This is a genomic window from Streptococcus sp. 2579, from assembly GCF_013277195.1.
GTDB lineage: Bacteria > Bacillota > Bacilli > Lactobacillales > Streptococcaceae > Streptococcus.
In genome coordinates, this window is record NZ_VMMM01000022.1 from 57024 (window position 1) to 74480 (window position 17457).

The window sequence follows — 17457 nt, forward strand, 5'->3', positions numbered from 1 at the left end:
AATGACCGTATGGTTTGCGAGCGTTAGCGAGCTAATATAGAACAATCGCCGCCGTTCAGGGAAATTGGAAGACCTTGGGCTTCCAATTTAGGCATGAGACACCTTTGATGGCTGCTGCCGTCCCTCACAACCTAAGGTGATTGTTGAAAAACAGGAAAAAGGAGAAGAAATGAAACCCGTAATTTCCATTATCATGGGCTCAAAATCCGATTGGGCAACCATGCAAAAAACAGCAGAAGTCTTAGACCGCTTCGGTGTAGCCTACGAAAAGAAAGTTGTCTCTGCCCACCGTACACCAGACCTCATGTTCCAACATGCCGAAGAAGCTCGTAGTCGTGGCATCAAGGTTATCATCGCAGGTGCTGGAGGTGCAGCCCATTTGCCAGGTATGGTCGCTGCTAAAACAACCCTTCCAGTCATTGGTGTGCCAGTCAAATCTCGTGCTCTTAGTGGAGTGGATTCACTCTATTCTATCGTTCAGATGCCGGGTGGCGTACCTGTTGCGACAATGGCTATCGGTGAAGCTGGTGCGACAAATGCGGCTCTCTTCGCCCTCCGTCTTCTTTCAGTAGAGGATCAAGCTATCGCGACAGCTTTGGCAGATTTTGCAGAAGAACAAGGAAAAATCGCAGAGGAGTCTACCAATGAGCTCATCTAAAACAATCGGAATTATCGGTGGCGGTCAGCTGGGTCAGATGATGGCGATTTCAACTATCTATATGGGGCACAAGGTCATTGCGCTGGATCCTGCTGCGGATTGCCCAGCCTCTCGTGTGGCGGAAATCATTGTGGCGCCTTATAACGATGTGGATGCCCTTCGTCAGCTAGCTGAGCGTTGCGATGTCCTGACTTATGAATTTGAGAATGTAGATGCTGACGGTCTTGATGCTGTTATCAAGGATGGGCAACTCCCTCAAGGGACCGACCTGCTTCGCATCTCCCAAAACCGGATCTTTGAGAAAGACTTCCTCTCAAACAAGGCTCAAGTCACTGTAGCACCTTACAAGGTTGTGACTTCTAGCCAAGACTTGGCAGATATCGACCTGTCGAAAAACTATGTCCTCAAGACGGCAACAGGTGGTTATGATGGCCATGGACAAAAGGTCATTCGCTCGGCAGAAGACTTGGAAGAAGCCAATGCACTAGCCGATTCAGCAGACTGTGTTTTGGAAGAATTTGTCAATTTTGACCTTGAAATTTCTGTCATTGTATCAGGAAATGGCAAGGACGTGACGGTTTTCCCAGTTCAGGAAAATATCCACCGAAACAATATCCTTTCAAAAACTATTGTGCCTGCTCGCATTTCTGAAAGTTTAGCCGAGAAAGCCAAAGCTATGGCAGTGAGAATCGCTGAGCAACTCAACTTGTCTGGAACCCTTTGCGTGGAAATGTTTGCGACAGCTGATGATATCATTGTCAACGAGATTGCCCCACGACCACACAACTCTGGGCACTACTCTATTGAAGCTTGCGACTTCTCCCAGTTTGATGCCCATATTCTGGGTGTTCTGGGGGCACCATTGCCAGCTATCAAACTGCATGCTCCAGCCGTCATGCTCAATGTCCTCGGCCAGCATGGCGAAGCTGCTGAAAAATATGTCACAGAAAATCCAAGCGCCCACCTCCACATGTATGGTAAAATAGAAGCGAAGCACAACCGCAAGATGGGACATGTGACTTTATTTAGTGATGAACCAGATAGTGTGGGAGAGTTTTAGGGGAGAGGGGTCTAAAGAAAAAATGTTTGAAAAAATTAAAGGAATTAATATAAAATCAGGTATTTTTGAAGATGAAACAAAATTAGAACTCTTTGAAGGAAATTTTGAGGGAACAAATCCAGTACAAAACGATAGGGCAAGTTTATTGTTTGGAAGGAATGGTTCAGGGAAAAGTACCATTGCTCGAGGAATAAATCAATTAAAAAATGGAGAGTTTGGAACAGATAGAGTATCATTTATTGATAAAAATAATAATAATATTGTACTTAGTGATACTGAACGAAAATCGATATTTGTTTTCAATGAACACTATGTTGATCAGAAAGTCAAAATTGCTCAAGAAGGGTTAGATACAATTGTAATTTTAGGTGAACAGGTTGATATCGATGAGGAACTGGATAGATTAAGAACGCAGTTACCAGAATCACAAATTGAATCTCAAGATTATTATGCTGAATATGAAGAATATTTAGATGAAAAAAATGAAAAATCTCCAGACTTTTGGAAAAAGGAAATGACAGATTCTTTGAAAGGAGTAGGCAACTGGGCCGAAAGAGATAGGGAGATAAAAGGAAATCGAGCTGCATCTCCCGTTCATAATAATACCTTTCAAAATTTTGTTGATTTACAACCAATCTTAGATAAAAATGAGTTAGAGGTTGAATTCAACAATAAAAAAGCTAGATATTTTTCAATAAGAGATTCCGCAGTTACTATAAATAATGAACTATCTTTACCTGATATTAATTTTGATAGCAATGAATTATCAACTTTATTGTCTGAAAAAATCGAAGAACCTGAGTTGAATTCTAGGGATAAGTATTTACTGACATTATTATCTGATTCCACAAAAGGTGAACGTCATTTGAGAGAAGTTAAAGATTTCTTTGAAGATGAACATCAAAAAAAATGTCCTTTCTGTACTCAATCAGTATCAGAAGATGTTAAAGTTGAACTCACGAATGGCATAACTAAACTACTATCAAGAGCAGTCGAAGAACACCAATCCGCATTGAGAGGTAAAAAAATTGATGAGATTAATCAAGATTTTTCTGGTTATGAACAGATAGATCCAATATTAATTCAGTCTTATCAAAATAGTATTAATGCTTTGAATGCTAAATTTAACGAAATTAACTCAATAATCGATAAGAAGATTGATAATCCATATAATATAGTTGAGTTACCTAATATAAGCTTTTCTCAAGAATTAAGTCAAGCAGAGCATGATATTGAAAAAATTAACCAAGCAATTATCAAACATAATTCAGAAATCTCGGATATTCAAAAGTTAAAAGTAGATCTCCTTCAAATAAATAATGAATTAGCTTTTTATGAAATTCAAGATGCATACAAAAAGTTTCAAGAGAAAACAAATAAAAAAGCAATTTGTGAAAATAATTATAATAGCAGTAGTAAACGAGTAAAGGATTATGAGAAGCAGATTTCTGATTTAGAAGACAAGAAACTTAATATAGATATTGCAGTTGATGAAATTAATAAAAGTTTAAATTACATATTTTTTTTCAAAAAATCGGTTAGCTATACAGAATCAAAACGGAAAATACTATCTGTTATCAAGAGGTAAGTCTGTGGTCCCCAGTAGGGTTTCCGTAGGGGAACGAAATGCGCTGGCATTATGTTATTTCTTTACTGAGATAATTCAACAGAGAGAGTTAGCAGATGCTTATAGTCATGAATATTTTATTGTTATTGACGATCCAATTTCTAGTTTTGATATGGAAAATAAAGTTGGAATAACCTCGTATTTAAAATACTGTTTAACTAGATTTTTTAAGGGGAATAGTAATACTAGAGTTTTACTAATGACCCATGATAAACAAACAATATATGACTTTGATATCTTTTTGAAAGAGATAATGGAATCCTGTAAAGAAGAGGAAGGTGGACAAAAATCTAAATACAAGAAGTTAGAATTGGTTTCTGGTAAATTACAAGAATTCAAAACTAGTACTCACGATTATACAGAACTACTTGAAATAGTCTTCGGTTATGCATTGGGAAATAGTACACCTACTTCGGAAAGTTTTGTTGGGAATGCAATGAGAAAAATTTTAGAAGCCTATGGTAGTTTTAATTATAAGAAGGGAATTGCCGAGCTAACAACAGATCCTTTAATTGTTGAAAAAATTGATAAAGAATACAGAACTTATTTTGAGAATCTTATGTATAGACTGGTTTTAAACGGTGAAAGTCATTTTAAGGATCCGGTTAAAACTTTGAGTATTGATTTCTTTGATACCATTTCTGATGAAGAACGAAAAAAAACAGCTAGAGATTTACTAGTTTTACTTTATCTTTTAGATGATTTACATGTTTTAAAACATTTAGAGGGTGTATCAAATGCGGAAAATAGACTTGAACAATGGAAGTGTGAGATTTTAGAATAAGAGAATCATACCATTTGACTTATTGCAATGGTTGAAGTTTGCATGATAGCTGATTAGAGTAATCAAAGGATTATTACTTCCTAATGTTATTTTCTACAAACCCTAATTTAGCATCTAATAATGCAAAGTTTCCTGAGCCTCATAGATAAAAAAGATTTTTAAGGAGAAACAACATGATCAACCGTTACTCTCGCCCTGAGATGGCGAATATTTGGAGTGAAGAAAATAAATACCGTGCTTGGCTTGAGGTGGAAATCTTGGCTGACGAGGCATGGGCTGAGTTGGGGGAAATCCCTAAGGAAGATGTGGCTTTGATTCGTGAGAAAGCGGGCTTTGACATCGACCGTATTTTGGAGATTGAGCAGGAAACTCGCCACGACGTAGTGGCTTTCACACGTGCGGTTTCTGAAACGCTTGGCGAAGAGCGCAAGTGGGTCCACTATGGTTTGACTTCTACCGATGTGGTAGATACGGCCTACGGTTACCTCTACAAGCAGGCTAACGACATCATCCGTCGTGACCTTGAAAACTTCACCAACATCATCGCTGATAAGGCTAAGGAGCACAAGTTCACCATCATGATGGGGCGTACCCACGGTGTGCACGCTGAGCCTACAACCTTTGGTCTGAAATTGGCGACTTGGTATAGCGAAATGAAGCGCAATATCGAGCGTTTCGAGCATGCGGCTGCTGGTGTGGAAGCTGGTAAGATTTCTGGTGCGGTTGGAAACTTTGCCAATATCCCACCATTTGTAGAGCAATATGTCTGCGACAAATTGGGTATCCGTGCTCAAGAAATCTCTACACAGGTCCTTCCTCGTGACCTTCACGCTGAGTACTTTGCGGTTCTTGCCAGTATCGCGACTTCTATCGAGCGTATGGCAACGGAGATTCGTGGTCTACAAAAATCTGAGCAACGCGAAGTAGAAGAGTTCTTTGCTAAAGGGCAAAAAGGGTCTTCAGCAATGCCTCACAAACGCAACCCTATCGGTTCTGAAAACATGACAGGTCTAGCGCGTGTCATCCGTGGTCACATGATTACGGCTTATGAAAACGTCGCTCTCTGGCATGAACGTGACATTTCCCACTCATCAGCTGAGCGTATCATCACACCTGATACGACCATTTTGATTGACTACATGCTCAACCGTTTTGGAAATATCGTCAAGAACTTGACGGTCTTCCCAGAAAACATGATTCGCAACATGAACTCGACATTTGGTTTGATTTTCAGCCAACGTGCCATGTTGACCTTGATTGAAAAAGGGATGACCCGTGAGCAAGCCTATGACTTGGTACAACCAAAAACAGCCTACTCTTGGGATAATCAAGTAGACTTCAAACCACTTCTGGAAGCAGATCCAGAGGTGACATCACGCCTCACACAAGAGGAAATCGACGAGATCTTCAACCCTCTTTACTACACCAAACGAGTGGATGATATTTTTGAACGTCTTGGATTAGGATAATTAGAATAAAAATCGAATTTCTATTACTCCATTTACTGGAGTAGCAGAACTTCGATTTTTCTTTTTTATTAAAGTGCTTTTGAAAAAAATAACCAATATTTTATAATATGTTGAATATAGAATAGTATACTGTGACTTCTAAAATATTACTAGAAATTGATTTGAATTTCCTAATCGATTTGTCCATATTCTATTTCAATCTACTATGTCATATAATAAGCGTAGAAAAAGCCCAAGCGATTAGGCTCAGGCTTTCTTCTTAGTGATCACGGTCACATGAGATGAATTTAATCTTGTAATAATCAGATCGTTTGTAAGTTTCACTGTATCCTAAAACTTGACCAGTTGATTCGAGTTTGGTGATTTTAGTTTGTAGGACAGTAGGGAATTGTTCATCGACTCCGAGGACTGAAGCCGCATGTTCTGGAGTTGGAAAGACTATTTCGTTGATTTCTTCAAAGTGTTCATCATTCATGTGAATGTGGTAGTCTAACTTGAAACGGTTGTAGATAGAACTATAGTATTCAAGGTTTGGATAATTTGCGTTGATATATTGTTCTGGGATGTAGGATGTATGGTAGATATAAACGACACCGTTTGATTCGCGGATACGTTCAATCTTGTAGTAGAATTGATCGCCGCGTAGACCCAATTTTTCCAAGTAAACGAGCTTGTTTCCGCGTTCAATTGAAAGAACAGTTACCTTATCATCTTTAGCATTAAAGAGTTCAATATCTGAAAACTCTACAAGCTTGTGTTTGCGTGCACGTGAAACGAAGGTTCCTTTTCCTTGTTGGCGGACAATATAGCCATCTTTAGCAAGGTCGTTTAAGGCGCGGACAACTGTGATAGAACTGACATCGTACATTGAAATGAGCTCTGCTTCAGTGTAAAATTTATCTCCACTGCTAAACTGCCCAGAGATGATTTTATTTTTTAATTCGTCTTTTATGTATTGATATTTGGGAATTGCCATATTTTTACCTCTATTTTCCTTCTCCACAGAAAATTTTACCATAAAAGCGAAAAAAATAGTAGTCTTTTGAATAAAAAATTAGAAAAATAGTTTGAAAAATTAAGCTACATAAGCATTGCTCATATTTTATAAATGTATTTTATACAAAATTATTTTAGGTTCTCTATTCCGAATTTAAAGAGCGTTTGAAATGGGTCTGAAAATGTTTGAAACTAATTGAACGTGTGTATAATAGTAAAATTCTAGCAAATATTCCGACAATTTCTATTGACAATTCAAACAGATTGGTTTATAATTACTATAACAACGAGTGAAAGCGCAAACTTTGCAATCAAAAGGTAGTTTTATGACACGATTTGAGATACGAGACGATTTCTATTTAGATGGGAAACCGTTCAAGATTTTGTCCGGCGCCATTCATTATTTTAGGATTCCTCCAGAGGATTGGTATCATTCGCTCTATAACTTGAAGGCTCTTGGTTTTAATACGGTAGAGACTTATGTGGCTTGGAATTTACACGAGCCTCGTGAGGGTGAGTTTCATTTTGAAGGAGCTCTGGATTTGGAGCGATTTCTACAGACAGCGCAAGACTTGGGTCTCTACGCTATCGTTCGTCCGTCACCCTTCATCTGTGCGGAATGGGAATTCGGTGGTTTACCGGCTTGGCTCTTAACCAAAGATATGAGAATCCGCTCATCTGACCCAGCCTATATTGAGGCTGTCGGTCGCTATTATGACCAGCTCTTACCACGATTGGTTCCACATCTGTTGGACAAGGGTGGCAATATCCTCATGATGCAGGTTGAAAATGAGTATGGTTCTTACGGAGAAGATAAGGCTTATCTGAGAGCGATTCGACAGTTGATGGAAGAGCGTGGCGTAACCTGTCCCCTCTTTACATCAGATGGTCCATGGCGAGCTACTCTGAAAGCTGGAACCTTAATCGAAGATGACCTCTTTGTAACAGGGAACTTTGGTTCTAAGGCACCATACAACTTTTCACAGATGCAGGAATTCTTTGATGAGCATGGTAAGAAATGGCCGCTCATGTGTATGGAGTTCTGGGATGGCTGGTTCAATCGTTGGAAAGAACCGATTATCACACGGGATCCCAAAGAATTGGCAGATGCAGTTCGAGAAGTTTTGGAGCAAGGCTCCATCAATCTTTACATGTTCCATGGTGGTACAAACTTTGGTTTCATGAATGGTTGCTCAGCCCGAGGAACTCTGGATTTGCCACAAGTTACATCTTATGATTACGATGCCCTTCTGGATGAAGAAGGAAATCCAACTGCCAAATACTTGGCAGTCAAGAAGATGATGGCGACACATTTTCCAGAGTATCCACAGTTGGAACCACTCTACAAAGAGAGTATGGAGTTGGATGCTATTCCACTAGTTGAAAAAGTTTCCTTGTTTGAAACCTTGGATAGCTTGTCTAGTCCTGTAGAAAGTCTCTATCCTAAAAAGATGGAGGAGTTGGGACAAAGTTATGGCTACCTACTCTATCGAACAGAGACAAGCTGGGATGCAGAAGAAGAAAGACTTCGTATCATTGATGGTCGAGATAGGGCCCAGCTTTATGTCGATGGTCAGTGGGTTAAAACCCAATATCAGACAGAGATTGGGGAAGATATTTTTTATAAAGGTAAAAAGAAAGCGTTATCTAGGATTGATATCTTGATAGAAAATATGGGGCGTGTCAACTATGGGCATAAATTCTTAGCGGATACGCAACGTAAGGGAATCCGAACAGGTGTCTGCAAGGATTTACACTTCTTACTTAATTGGAAACAATATCCACTACCACTGGATAATCCTGAGAAAATTGATTTTTCAAAAGAATGGACAGAAGGACAACCAGCCTTTTACGCTTATGACTTTACAGTCCAAGAGCCAAAAGATACTTACCTAGACTTGTCTGAGTTTGGTAAGGGAGTTGCCTTTGTCAATGGGCGGAACCTAGGACGTTTTTGGAACGTTGGCCCAACCCTCTCGCTTTATATCCCTCATAGCTATCTCAAGGAAGGTGCCAATCGTATCATCATCTTTGAAACAGAGGGTCAATATAAAGAAGAGATTCATCTAACTCGTAAACCTACACTAAAACACATAAAGGGGGAAAATTTATGACAATTGTAGGATGCCGTATCGATGGACGTTTGATCCATGGACAAGTAGCCAATCTTTGGGCTGGGAAACTAAATGTTTCACGCATTATGGTTGTAGACGACGAAGTTGTCAACAACGATATTGAAAAGAGTGGTTTGAAACTTGCGACACCACCAGGTGTGAAACTCAGTATATTGCCAGTTGAGAAAGCCGCAGCCAATATTCTTGCTGGTAAATACGATAGCCAACGTCTCTTTATCGTGGCTCGTAAGCCAGACCGCTTCCTTGGTTTGGTAGAAGCAGGTGTACCACTTGAAACCCTTAATGTTGGGAATATGTCTCAAACACCAGAAACTCGCCCCATCACACGTTCTATCAACGTAGTAGACAAGGATGTGGAAGACTTCCACAAACTGGCAGAAAAAGGTGTTAAACTTACTGCTCAAATGGTTCCAAATGATCCAATTTCAGACTTTTTGAGCTTATTAAAATAGGAAAAAATTTTTAGGAGGTCATTGTTATGATACAATGGTGGCAAATTTTACTTCTCACTTTGTACTCAGCTTATCAAATCTGTGATGAGTTGACGATTGTTTCATCTGCAGGTTCCCCTGTATTTGCTGGTTTCATTACTGGTTTAATCATGGGAGATGTGACTACTGGTTTGCTTATCGGTGGTAACTTGCAACTGTTCGTTCTTGGGGTTGGTACCTTCGGTGGTGCTTCTCGTATCGACGCAACTTCTGGTGCGGTTCTTGCGACAGCCTTCTCTGTTTCACAGGGAATTGATGCACCGCTTGCAATTACTACAATCGCTGTACCAGTAGCAGCTCTCTTGACTTACTTCGACGTTCTTGGACGTATGACTACTACCTTCTTCGCTCACCGTGTGGATGCTGCAATCGAACGCTTTGACTATAAAGGTATTGAACGCAACTACCTACTTGGTGCGATTCCTTGGGCTCTATCTCGTGCCCTTCCAGTCTTCTTTGCGCTTGCTTTTGGTGGTGCCTTTGTACAACATGTAGTAGACTTAGTGACAGAATACCAATGGATTGCAGATGGTTTGACACTCGCAGGACGTATGCTTCCAGGTCTTGGATTTGCAATCTTGCTTCGTTACCTTCCAGTTAAACGTAACCTTCACTACCTTGCTATGGGATTTGGTTTGACAGCTATGTTGACTGTTCTTTACTCATATGTAACAGGTCTTGGTGGCGCTGTTGCTGGTATCGTAGGTACTCTTCCTGCTGAAGTTGCTGAAAAGATTGGTTTCGTGAACAACTTCAAAGGTTTGTCTATGATTGGTATTTCTATCGTAGGTATTTTCCTTGCAGTGCTTCACTTCAAAAATAGCCAAAAAGTAGCTGTAGCAGCACCTTCTACACCATCAGAAAGTGGGGAAATCGAAGATGACGAATTCTAATTACAAACTTACAAAAGAAGATTTTAATCAAATCAACAAACGTAGCTTGTTTACTTTCCAATTGGGTTGGAACTACGAACGTATGCAAGCTTCTGGTTACCTGTACATGATCTTGCCTCAGTTGCGTAAAATGTATGGGGATGGAACTCCTGAATTGAAAGAAATGATGAAAGTTCATACTCAATTCTTCAATACTTCACCATTCTTCCATACCATTATCGCTGGTTTTGACCTTGCCATGGAAGAAAAAGATGGTGTGGGTTCAAAAGACGCCGTTAACGGTATTAAGACAGGTTTGATGGGACCATTCGCTCCTCTTGGGGATACAATCTTTGGTTCACTTGTACCTGCTATCATGGGGTCAGTCGCAGCAACTATGGCTATCGCTGGCCAACCTTGGGGTATCTTCCTTTGGATTGCAGTTGCAGTTGCTTATGACATCTTCCGTTGGAAACAGTTGGAATTTGCTTACAAAGAAGGGGTTAACCTTATCAATAACATGCAAAGTACCTTGACAGCTTTGATTGACGCTGCATCTGTACTTGGTGTCTTCATGATGGGTGCTCTTGTAGCAACAATGATCAACTTTGAAATTTCTTACAAGTTGCCAATCGGTGAAAAGATGATTGATTTCCAAGACATCTTGAACCAAATCTTCCCACGTTTGCTTCCAGCAATCTTTACTGCCTTTATCTTCTGGTTGCTTGGTAAGAAAGGTATGACTTCTACTAAAGCTATCGGTATCATTATCGCTCTTGCAGTAGGTCTTTCTGCCCTTGGTCACTTTGCATTTGGAATGGGACCTAAATAAGTTTTATGGTAAAATCATTAATTTTGGTCAGCCATGGTCGCTTCTGTGAGGAGCTTAAAGGCAGTACAGAAATGATTATGGGCCCACAAGATAACATTCATGCAGTGGCTCTTCTTCCAGAAGATGGGCCAGAAGAATTTACTGCAAAATTTGAAGCTGCTATTGAAGGTTTGGATGATTTCCTAGTCTTTGCGGATCTTCTCGGTGGAACACCATGTAACGTGGTCAGCCGTTTGATTATGGAAGGTCGTGACATCGAACTTTACGCAGGGATGAATCTTCCAATGGTGATTGAATTTATCAATGCGAGCCTTACAGGCGCAGATGCGGACTATAAGAACCGTGCTGCAGAAAGCATTGTGAAAGTCAATGATTTATTAGCGGGCTTCGATGATGATGAAGATGAATAAGATGTGACTTAGAGCATTTTATATAGAATATACATGGGAATGGGGCTTACTCCCATTCCCATATTTGATAGAAAAAGAGGAACTCAATGCTACATTATACAAAAGAAGACTTGGTCGAATTGGGTGCAGAAATCACTACACGTGAAATCTACCAACAGCCTGATGTATGGAAAGAAACTTTTGAATCTTATCAAGCAAAACGTGAAGAAATTGCAGCCTTCCTACAAGGGATTGCTGATAAACATGACTATATCAAGGTTATCTTGACAGGTGCTGGGACTTCTGCTTATGTGGGAGATACCTTGGTACCATACTTTAAGGAAGTCTATGACGAACGCAAATGGAATTTCAATGCTATTGCGACAACAGATATCGTTGCCAATCCAGAAACTTATTTGAAAAAAGATGTGGCAACTGTACTTGTATCCTTTGCTCGTAGTGGGAACTCGCCTGAAAGTGTGGCGACTGTTGATTTGGCCAAGGCCTTGGTAGATGAGCTTTATCAAGTGACGATTACTTGTGCAGCGGACGGTAAGTTGGCTCTTCAAGCTCATGGAGATGACCGCAATCTCTTGCTGTTGCAACCAGCTGCCTCTAATGACGCTGGATTTGCTATGACTTCTAGCTTTACGTCTATGATGTTAACAGCTCTCTTGGTCTTTGATCCTACAGAATTTGCTGTTAAGTCTGAACGTTTTGAAGTTGTATCTAGTCTTGCCCGTAAAATTCTAGACAATGCAGAAGATGTCAAAGAACTTGTTGACCTAGACTTTAACCGTGTCATCTATCTAGGTGCTGGTCCTTTCTTTGGACTTGCTCATGAAGCTCAGCTCAAGATTTTGGAATTGACAGCTGGCCAAGTGGCGACCATGTATGAAAGCCCAGTCGGCTTCCGTCACGGTCCAAAATCTCTTATCAACGAAGATACAGTTGTTTTAGTCTTTGGTACAACGACAGACTATACTCGTAAGTACGACTTGGACTTGGTTCGTGAAGTTGCTAGTGACCAGATTGCTCGTCGTGTTGTGCTTTTGAGTGATCAAACCTTTGGCCTTGAAAATGTCAAAGAAGTGGCCCTTGGTTGTGGCGGTGTCTTGAATGATATTTACCGTGTCTTCCCTTACATCGTTTATGCCCAACTCTTTGCCCTATTGACTTCACTCAAGGTAGAAAATAAACCTGATACACCGTCTCCTACAGGTACCGTAAACCGTGTGGTACAAGGTGTTATCATCCACGAATATCAAAAGTAAGACAGTATTTATGAATTCTTGATAAAGGAGTTTGTAAATCATACAAGTAAACCATAGATTGTCAGTAGGCTTTCTATGGTTTGTTTGCTTGGGAGAAATAGTAAAAGGAGAAGAGAATGAAAGCATACACAGAGCGTGTATTTGGAAATCATGAGGGCAAGGATGTATTGGCCTATCGATTTGAAACTGACAGTGGCTACCAACTTGAGGTTATGACTTATGGTGCGACCATCTTGCGTTATGTCACACCTGACAAGGCTGGAAATTTTGCCAATGTTATCTTGGGATTTGATGACTTTGATAGCTATGTAGGTAATAGTCCCAAGCATGGAGCTAGCGTAGGTCCTGTGGCGGGCCGTATTGCAGGTGCGACATTTGAGCTCAATGGCAAGACTTATGACCTTGAAGTCAACAATGCTAGCAACTGTAACCACAGTGGTTCAACTGGTTGGGATTCGAGCTTGTTTGAACTAGTCGAAGTGAGCGACCATGGCTTGACCCTCTACACAGAGCGTACAGATGGGACAGGAGGATTTCCTGGAAATCTCAAGATTTGGATCAGTTACCACTTGGAAGAAACTGGTGCCTACGAAATCAGCTACAAGGTAACGACCGATCAGGATACGCTGGTCAATCCGACCAACCACAGCTACTTCAACTTGTCTGGTGATTTCACGCAGACCATTGACCGCCATGTCTTCCAACTAAACACAGAGGGCATTTACCCAATTGCTCCCGACGGTGTTCCTGCAAAAACTCCAGATGCTACTCGTGATGTGGTCAAACACATCTACAATGGTGCCTTGTTGAAAGACATCTTTGCAGAAGAAGATGAGCAAATCCAACTGGTATCTGGTTTGGATCATCCATTTGCCCTTCCTGCAGGCCATGACAATGCTGGTTTTCTTTATGACCAAAACTCAGGTCGCTTCCTGCTCTTCAAGACAGAGGCTCCTTGCTTTGTAGTCTACACAGCAAATTTTGTGGATGAGAGTGTCATCATAGGAGGTCAGCCAATGGTACAGCACAATGGGATTGCCCTTGAAGCGCAAGCTTTACCAGATGCCATTCACAGTAACCTCAAAGACCAAGTCATCCTTAAAGCTGGTCAAACCTTCACAAGTAAGACACGTTATGAACTTGTTGTGAAATAAAAGAATCATTGCGCCTACTTTTGGGATTTAGGAATAGGTAAGCAAAGACAAATAGTAGGAAAATATGATATAATTAAACGTTGAAAGGTATCTGTTAAGATAATATTCAAACTACAATAAGGAGTAAGAAAGAAATGAAGAAAATTGTATTTGCTAGCGCCTTGGCCTTGACCTTGGCAGGAGCAGTTTTGACAAATGATGTTTTTGCCAACGACAGACTGGTTGCAACACAATCTGCTGATGGTAATGTATTGACCTCAGAGGTGCTAAAACCTTCTAGTGGCAATGTTTTGGTTGGAATCAAGGGAGAATTTTTGCCTCCTCATCAACAATCTATTTTAGATGCTATCAATAAAATTCGTAAAGAAGCAGCCGACGAAGGTTTGGTAGATAAGTATGTTCCTGTCAAATGGTCAGTTGACCATGAGAAAACGGCTTTTGTACGCGCTGCTGAGGTATCTGTTGCGCTGAAGGCTGAACGTCTTTCCAGTAAAAACAACTGGACTGCCTTTCCATCTGGTAATAGCCTAAGTGGAGAAGCTTTAGATTTGAATCCTGATGGATTTCTAAAAGCAATTGAAAACTGGCATGCTGAAAAGGCGCAATATGTGGCGAAAAAGAAAGATAAAACATCAAAAGAATTTTCATCTTATTATGAGAACTTGATTAACCCTAAATTTACCCATGTGGGTCTTGCTGCTTTTAAAAATGCAGCTAGTCCTCAGAAAGCAGCAACGGTTGCTTTGGCTCTAGGAACTACGACTTCTTCAGAGGAATTGGCTGGTGGATATGGTTCTGCTGTTCAGTACACAGAAGTGACTGCCTCAAACCTTTCAACAATTAAAAGTAAAGCTATAGTTGTAGAAACACCGCTGAAAGATTTCAGAAAATCTACGTCTGATCAGTCTGGCTGGGTGCAGTCTAATGGCAAGTGGTATTTTTATGAGTCTGGTGATGTGAAGACAGGCTGGTTGAAAACAGGTGGTCAATGGTACTACTTGAATGACCTAGGTGTCATGCAGACTGGATTTGTAGAAGTTGATGGATCGGTGTATTATCTAAGTAACTCAGGCGCTATGTTTACAGGCTGGGGAACAGATGGTAGCAGATGGTTCTACTTTGATGGCTCAGGAGCTATGAAAACAGGTTGGTACAAGGAAAATGGTACCTGGTATTACCTTGATGAAGAAGGGATCATGAAGACGGGTTGGTTTAAAGTAGGTCAACACTGGTACTATGCAAATGGTTCAGGCGCTTTGGCAGTGAGCACAACAACACCAGATGGTTACCGTGTAAATGGTAATGGTGAATGGGTAAACTAGGCTGAAAATGTCAGGCCATAGGTAAAGTATTCATCTTACTTAGCAAAAAGAATGAATGATAAGAAAGAGGTTGATGGCGAACATTGGCCTCTTTTTTTGGAGTGTTTAGAGTCAGTTGCTATTCACTGAAAATAAGGACGAGTCATCGCTGGAGTATTCCTAATTCAAAAATCAAGTTTGAACATTTGCTTTTGGTATCTGTTTATTTCTGGAATGTGAGCTTTATACTCTTCGAAAATCTCTTCAAACCACGTCAGCTTCGCCTTGGTGTAGGTATATGTTACTGACTTCGCCAGTTCTATCTGCAACCTCAAAACAGTGTTTTGAGCAACCTACGATTCGCTTCCTAGTTTGCTTTTTGATTTTCATTGAGTCTCATCTGCAATAGAAAAGCAGTGTGAGAAGCAAATACACACCAGAATAAAAGAGAAACTCTAGGAAAGAAAATGTAAAGAAATATCAAAGTTTTCAAAACGATTTTCACAAAAACTTTGATAAAACAAATAAAATTCCGAACAAAAATGTAACAAAAATTTAATATAAAACACTTGACAAAGATTTGTGGGGGGGGTATACTTAATATAGTGTAGTCTGAAAATGATTATCAGAAAAGAGGTAAATTTAGATGAATAAGAAAAAAATGATTTTAACAAGTCTAGCCAGCGTCGCTATCTTAGGGGCTGTTTTTGTTGCGTCTCAGCCTACTTTTGTAAGAGCAGAAGACGCTCCACAAGCTGTCGAAAATTCTTTATCAGAGAAGCAAAAAGAATTCTTATCTAATTTTGATAAAGCTAAAGAAGCTACAGTTAAAGAATTACAAGAATATTTAGACAATGCAAAAGGAAAAGGAGATTCAGAATTAGCAAAACAAATTCAAGGGTTTATCGATGAATTTAAAAAACGAGCTGAAGCTCAGAAGGCTAAGTATGAAGAAGGCTTCAAAGCAGGTAGTTTAACTGCAGAAGATGCTGAAGAAGAAATAGAAAAAACAGCTAAAGAAGAGGAAGTTGCAGAAGAAAAAGAAGCTAAAGAAGAAGAAGCAGCTCAAAAAGAATTCTTATCTAATTTTGATAAAGCTAAAGAAGCTACAGTTAAAGAATTACAAGAATATTTAGACAATGCAAAAGGAAAAGGAGATTCAGAATTAGCAAAACAAATTCAAGGGTTTATCGATGAATTTAAAAAACGAGCTGAAGCTCAGAAGGCTAAGTATGAAGAAGGCTTCAAAGCAGGTAGTTTAACTGCAGAAGACGCTGAAAAAGAAATAGAGGAAAAAGCTAAAGAAGAGGAAGCTGCAGAGGAAAAAGAAGCTAAGGAAGAAGCAGCAGCTCAAAAAGAATTCTTATCTAATTTTGATAAAGCTGCAGAAGCTACAGTTAAAGAATTAAAAGAATATTTAGAGAATGCAAAAGGAGATCCAGAATTAGAAAACCAAATTCAAGGGTTTATTGATGAATTTAAAAAACGAACTGAAGCTCAGAAGGCTGACTATGAAAAACGCTTCAAAGAAGGTCTAACTGCAGAAGATGCTGAAGAAGAAATAGAATCAAAAGCTAAAGAAGAGGAAGTTGCAGAAGAAAAAGAAGCTAAGGAAGAAGAAGCTGCTCAACAAGAATTTTTAGCTAATTTTGACAAGGCATTAAAGGATACGGTTTCAAAATTAGAAGAAGATGCAAAAAATAATCCTGAAATAGAAGAACAAATTCAAGATACGATTGCAAAATTAAAAGCAGAAGCAGATAAAACAAAAGCTAAAATCGTAGAAGGTTTCAAACAAGGCTTAACTGCAGAAGACGCTGAAAAAGCAATCGATGATGCAAATAAAAAGTCAGCAGAAGAAGAGAAAGCAGCTCAGGAAGAATTTTTAGCAAACTATGATGCAGCATTGAAAGCAGCAATCGCAGAATTAGAAAAAGCTGAAACTAATAGTCCAGAAGAAGCAAAAGCAAAAGCTGATACAATTGCAGCATTAAAAGCAGCATCAGATGAAACAAGAAAACAAATTGTAGAAGGCTTCAAAAAAGGCTTAACTGCAAAACAAGCTGAAAAATTTATCGATGAATTAAATAAGAAAGCTGCAGAAGAAGATAAAGCTAAAGAAAAACCAGCGGAAAAACCGGCAGAGAAACCAGCAGAAAAACCAGCGGAAAAACCGGCGGAAAAACCAGCAGAAAAACCAGCTGAAGAGCCATCTCAACCAGCTCCAGAAACTCCAGCCCCAGCTCCAAAACCAGCTGGAGACACTCCAGCACAACCTTCTGTTCCTGCAAGACCATCTAATCCGACATATGTCCCTTCATACCCTTCATATGTTCCATCATACAGCTCATATTCTGTAGTAGAACCAGCTAAACCAGCCGCTCCAAAAACAGGTTGGAAACAAGAAAACGGTAT

16 protein-coding genes are annotated in these 17457 nt (G+C 39.8%); 15 read left to right on the forward strand and 1 reads right to left on the reverse strand.

Annotated features, from left to right (window positions below):
* Positions 1-44 precede the first annotated feature (44 nt).
* From HT725_RS10325 to purB, 6 genes are all read left to right on the forward strand, one after another.
* Positions 45-140, forward strand: coding sequence for a phosphoribosylaminoimidazole carboxylase (locus HT725_RS10325; protein ID WP_345890545.1), 96 nt, complete (start codon positions 45-47; stop codon positions 138-140).
* Between the two features lie 29 nt (positions 141-169).
* Entirely contained in the window at positions 170-658 is a 489-nt protein-coding gene (purE, locus tag HT725_RS09130; protein ID WP_038806534.1) for a 5-(carboxyamino)imidazole ribonucleotide mutase, read from the forward strand.
* Positions 645-1718 carry a 5-(carboxyamino)imidazole ribonucleotide synthase gene (gene purK, locus HT725_RS09135; RefSeq protein ID WP_173253461.1) on the forward strand — a complete coding sequence of 358 codons (1074 nt, stop codon included), beginning with the start codon at positions 645-647 and terminating at the stop codon, positions 1716-1718. Before purE ends, purK begins: the two co-directional genes overlap by 14 nt.
* A 22-nt stretch (positions 1719-1740) precedes the next feature.
* On the forward strand, positions 1741-3306 hold the full coding sequence (locus tag HT725_RS09140) for an AAA family ATPase (RefSeq protein ID WP_275690332.1): 1566 nt from the start codon (positions 1741-1743) through the stop codon (positions 3304-3306).
* A complete protein-coding gene (locus HT725_RS10430) occupies positions 3290-4129 on the forward strand; it encodes an AAA family ATPase (RefSeq protein WP_275690333.1) in 840 nt (279 codons plus the stop codon). The genes HT725_RS09140 and HT725_RS10430 overlap by 17 nt, the downstream gene beginning before the upstream one ends.
* A 173-nt stretch (positions 4130-4302) precedes the next feature.
* Positions 4303-5598, forward strand: a complete 1296-nt coding sequence (gene purB / locus HT725_RS09145) for an adenylosuccinate lyase (protein ID WP_049523600.1) — start codon at positions 4303-4305, stop codon at positions 5596-5598.
* 259 nt (positions 5599-5857) lie between these two features.
* Here the strand turns inward: purB and HT725_RS09150 are convergent, their stop codons facing one another.
* Complete coding sequence (locus HT725_RS09150; RefSeq protein WP_049512623.1) at positions 5858-6574, reverse strand: GntR family transcriptional regulator; 717 nt, start codon at positions 6572-6574, stop codon at positions 5858-5860.
* A 346-nt stretch (positions 6575-6920) separates the two neighbouring features.
* On the opposite strand from HT725_RS09150, the gene HT725_RS09155 reads away from it, so the two are divergent.
* The 9 genes from HT725_RS09155 to HT725_RS09195 form a co-directional block, all read left to right on the forward strand.
* Complete coding sequence (locus tag HT725_RS09155; RefSeq protein WP_173253462.1) at positions 6921-8708, forward strand: beta-galactosidase family protein; 1788 nt, start codon at positions 6921-6923, stop codon at positions 8706-8708.
* Positions 8705-9181, forward strand: a complete 477-nt coding sequence (locus tag HT725_RS09160; RefSeq protein WP_000156961.1) for a PTS sugar transporter subunit IIB — start codon at positions 8705-8707, stop codon at positions 9179-9181. Before HT725_RS09155 ends, HT725_RS09160 begins: the two co-directional genes overlap by 4 nt.
* A 26-nt stretch (positions 9182-9207) precedes the next feature.
* Positions 9208-10113: a PTS mannose/fructose/sorbose/N-acetylgalactosamine transporter subunit IIC gene (locus HT725_RS09165; RefSeq protein WP_050235418.1), complete on the forward strand. Its 906-nt coding sequence runs from the start codon at positions 9208-9210 to the stop codon at positions 10111-10113.
* The gene (locus tag HT725_RS09170; RefSeq protein WP_173249690.1) at positions 10100-10924 is read left to right on the forward strand and encodes a PTS system mannose/fructose/sorbose family transporter subunit IID; all 825 of its coding nucleotides are present in this window, start codon (positions 10100-10102) and stop codon (positions 10922-10924) included. The genes HT725_RS09165 and HT725_RS09170 overlap by 14 nt, the downstream gene beginning before the upstream one ends.
* A gap of 5 nt (positions 10925-10929) precedes the next feature.
* Positions 10930-11334 carry a PTS sugar transporter subunit IIA gene (locus HT725_RS09175; protein WP_000240985.1) on the forward strand — a complete coding sequence of 135 codons (405 nt, stop codon included), beginning with the start codon at positions 10930-10932 and terminating at the stop codon, positions 11332-11334.
* Between the two features lie 86 nt (positions 11335-11420).
* A complete protein-coding gene (locus HT725_RS09180; RefSeq protein WP_173253463.1) occupies positions 11421-12587 on the forward strand; it encodes an SIS domain-containing protein in 1167 nt (388 codons plus the stop codon).
* Positions 12588-12703: 116 nt separating this feature from the next.
* Positions 12704-13741: an aldose epimerase family protein gene (locus HT725_RS09185; protein ID WP_173218982.1), complete on the forward strand. Its 1038-nt coding sequence runs from the start codon at positions 12704-12706 to the stop codon at positions 13739-13741.
* Between the two features lie 134 nt (positions 13742-13875).
* Positions 13876-15063: a CAP domain-containing protein gene (locus HT725_RS09190; RefSeq protein WP_173218979.1), complete on the forward strand. Its 1188-nt coding sequence runs from the start codon at positions 13876-13878 to the stop codon at positions 15061-15063.
* Between the two features lie 625 nt (positions 15064-15688).
* A partial coding sequence (locus HT725_RS09195) for a hypothetical protein (protein WP_173253464.1) occupies positions 15689-17457 on the forward strand: 1769 nt, incomplete at its 3' end.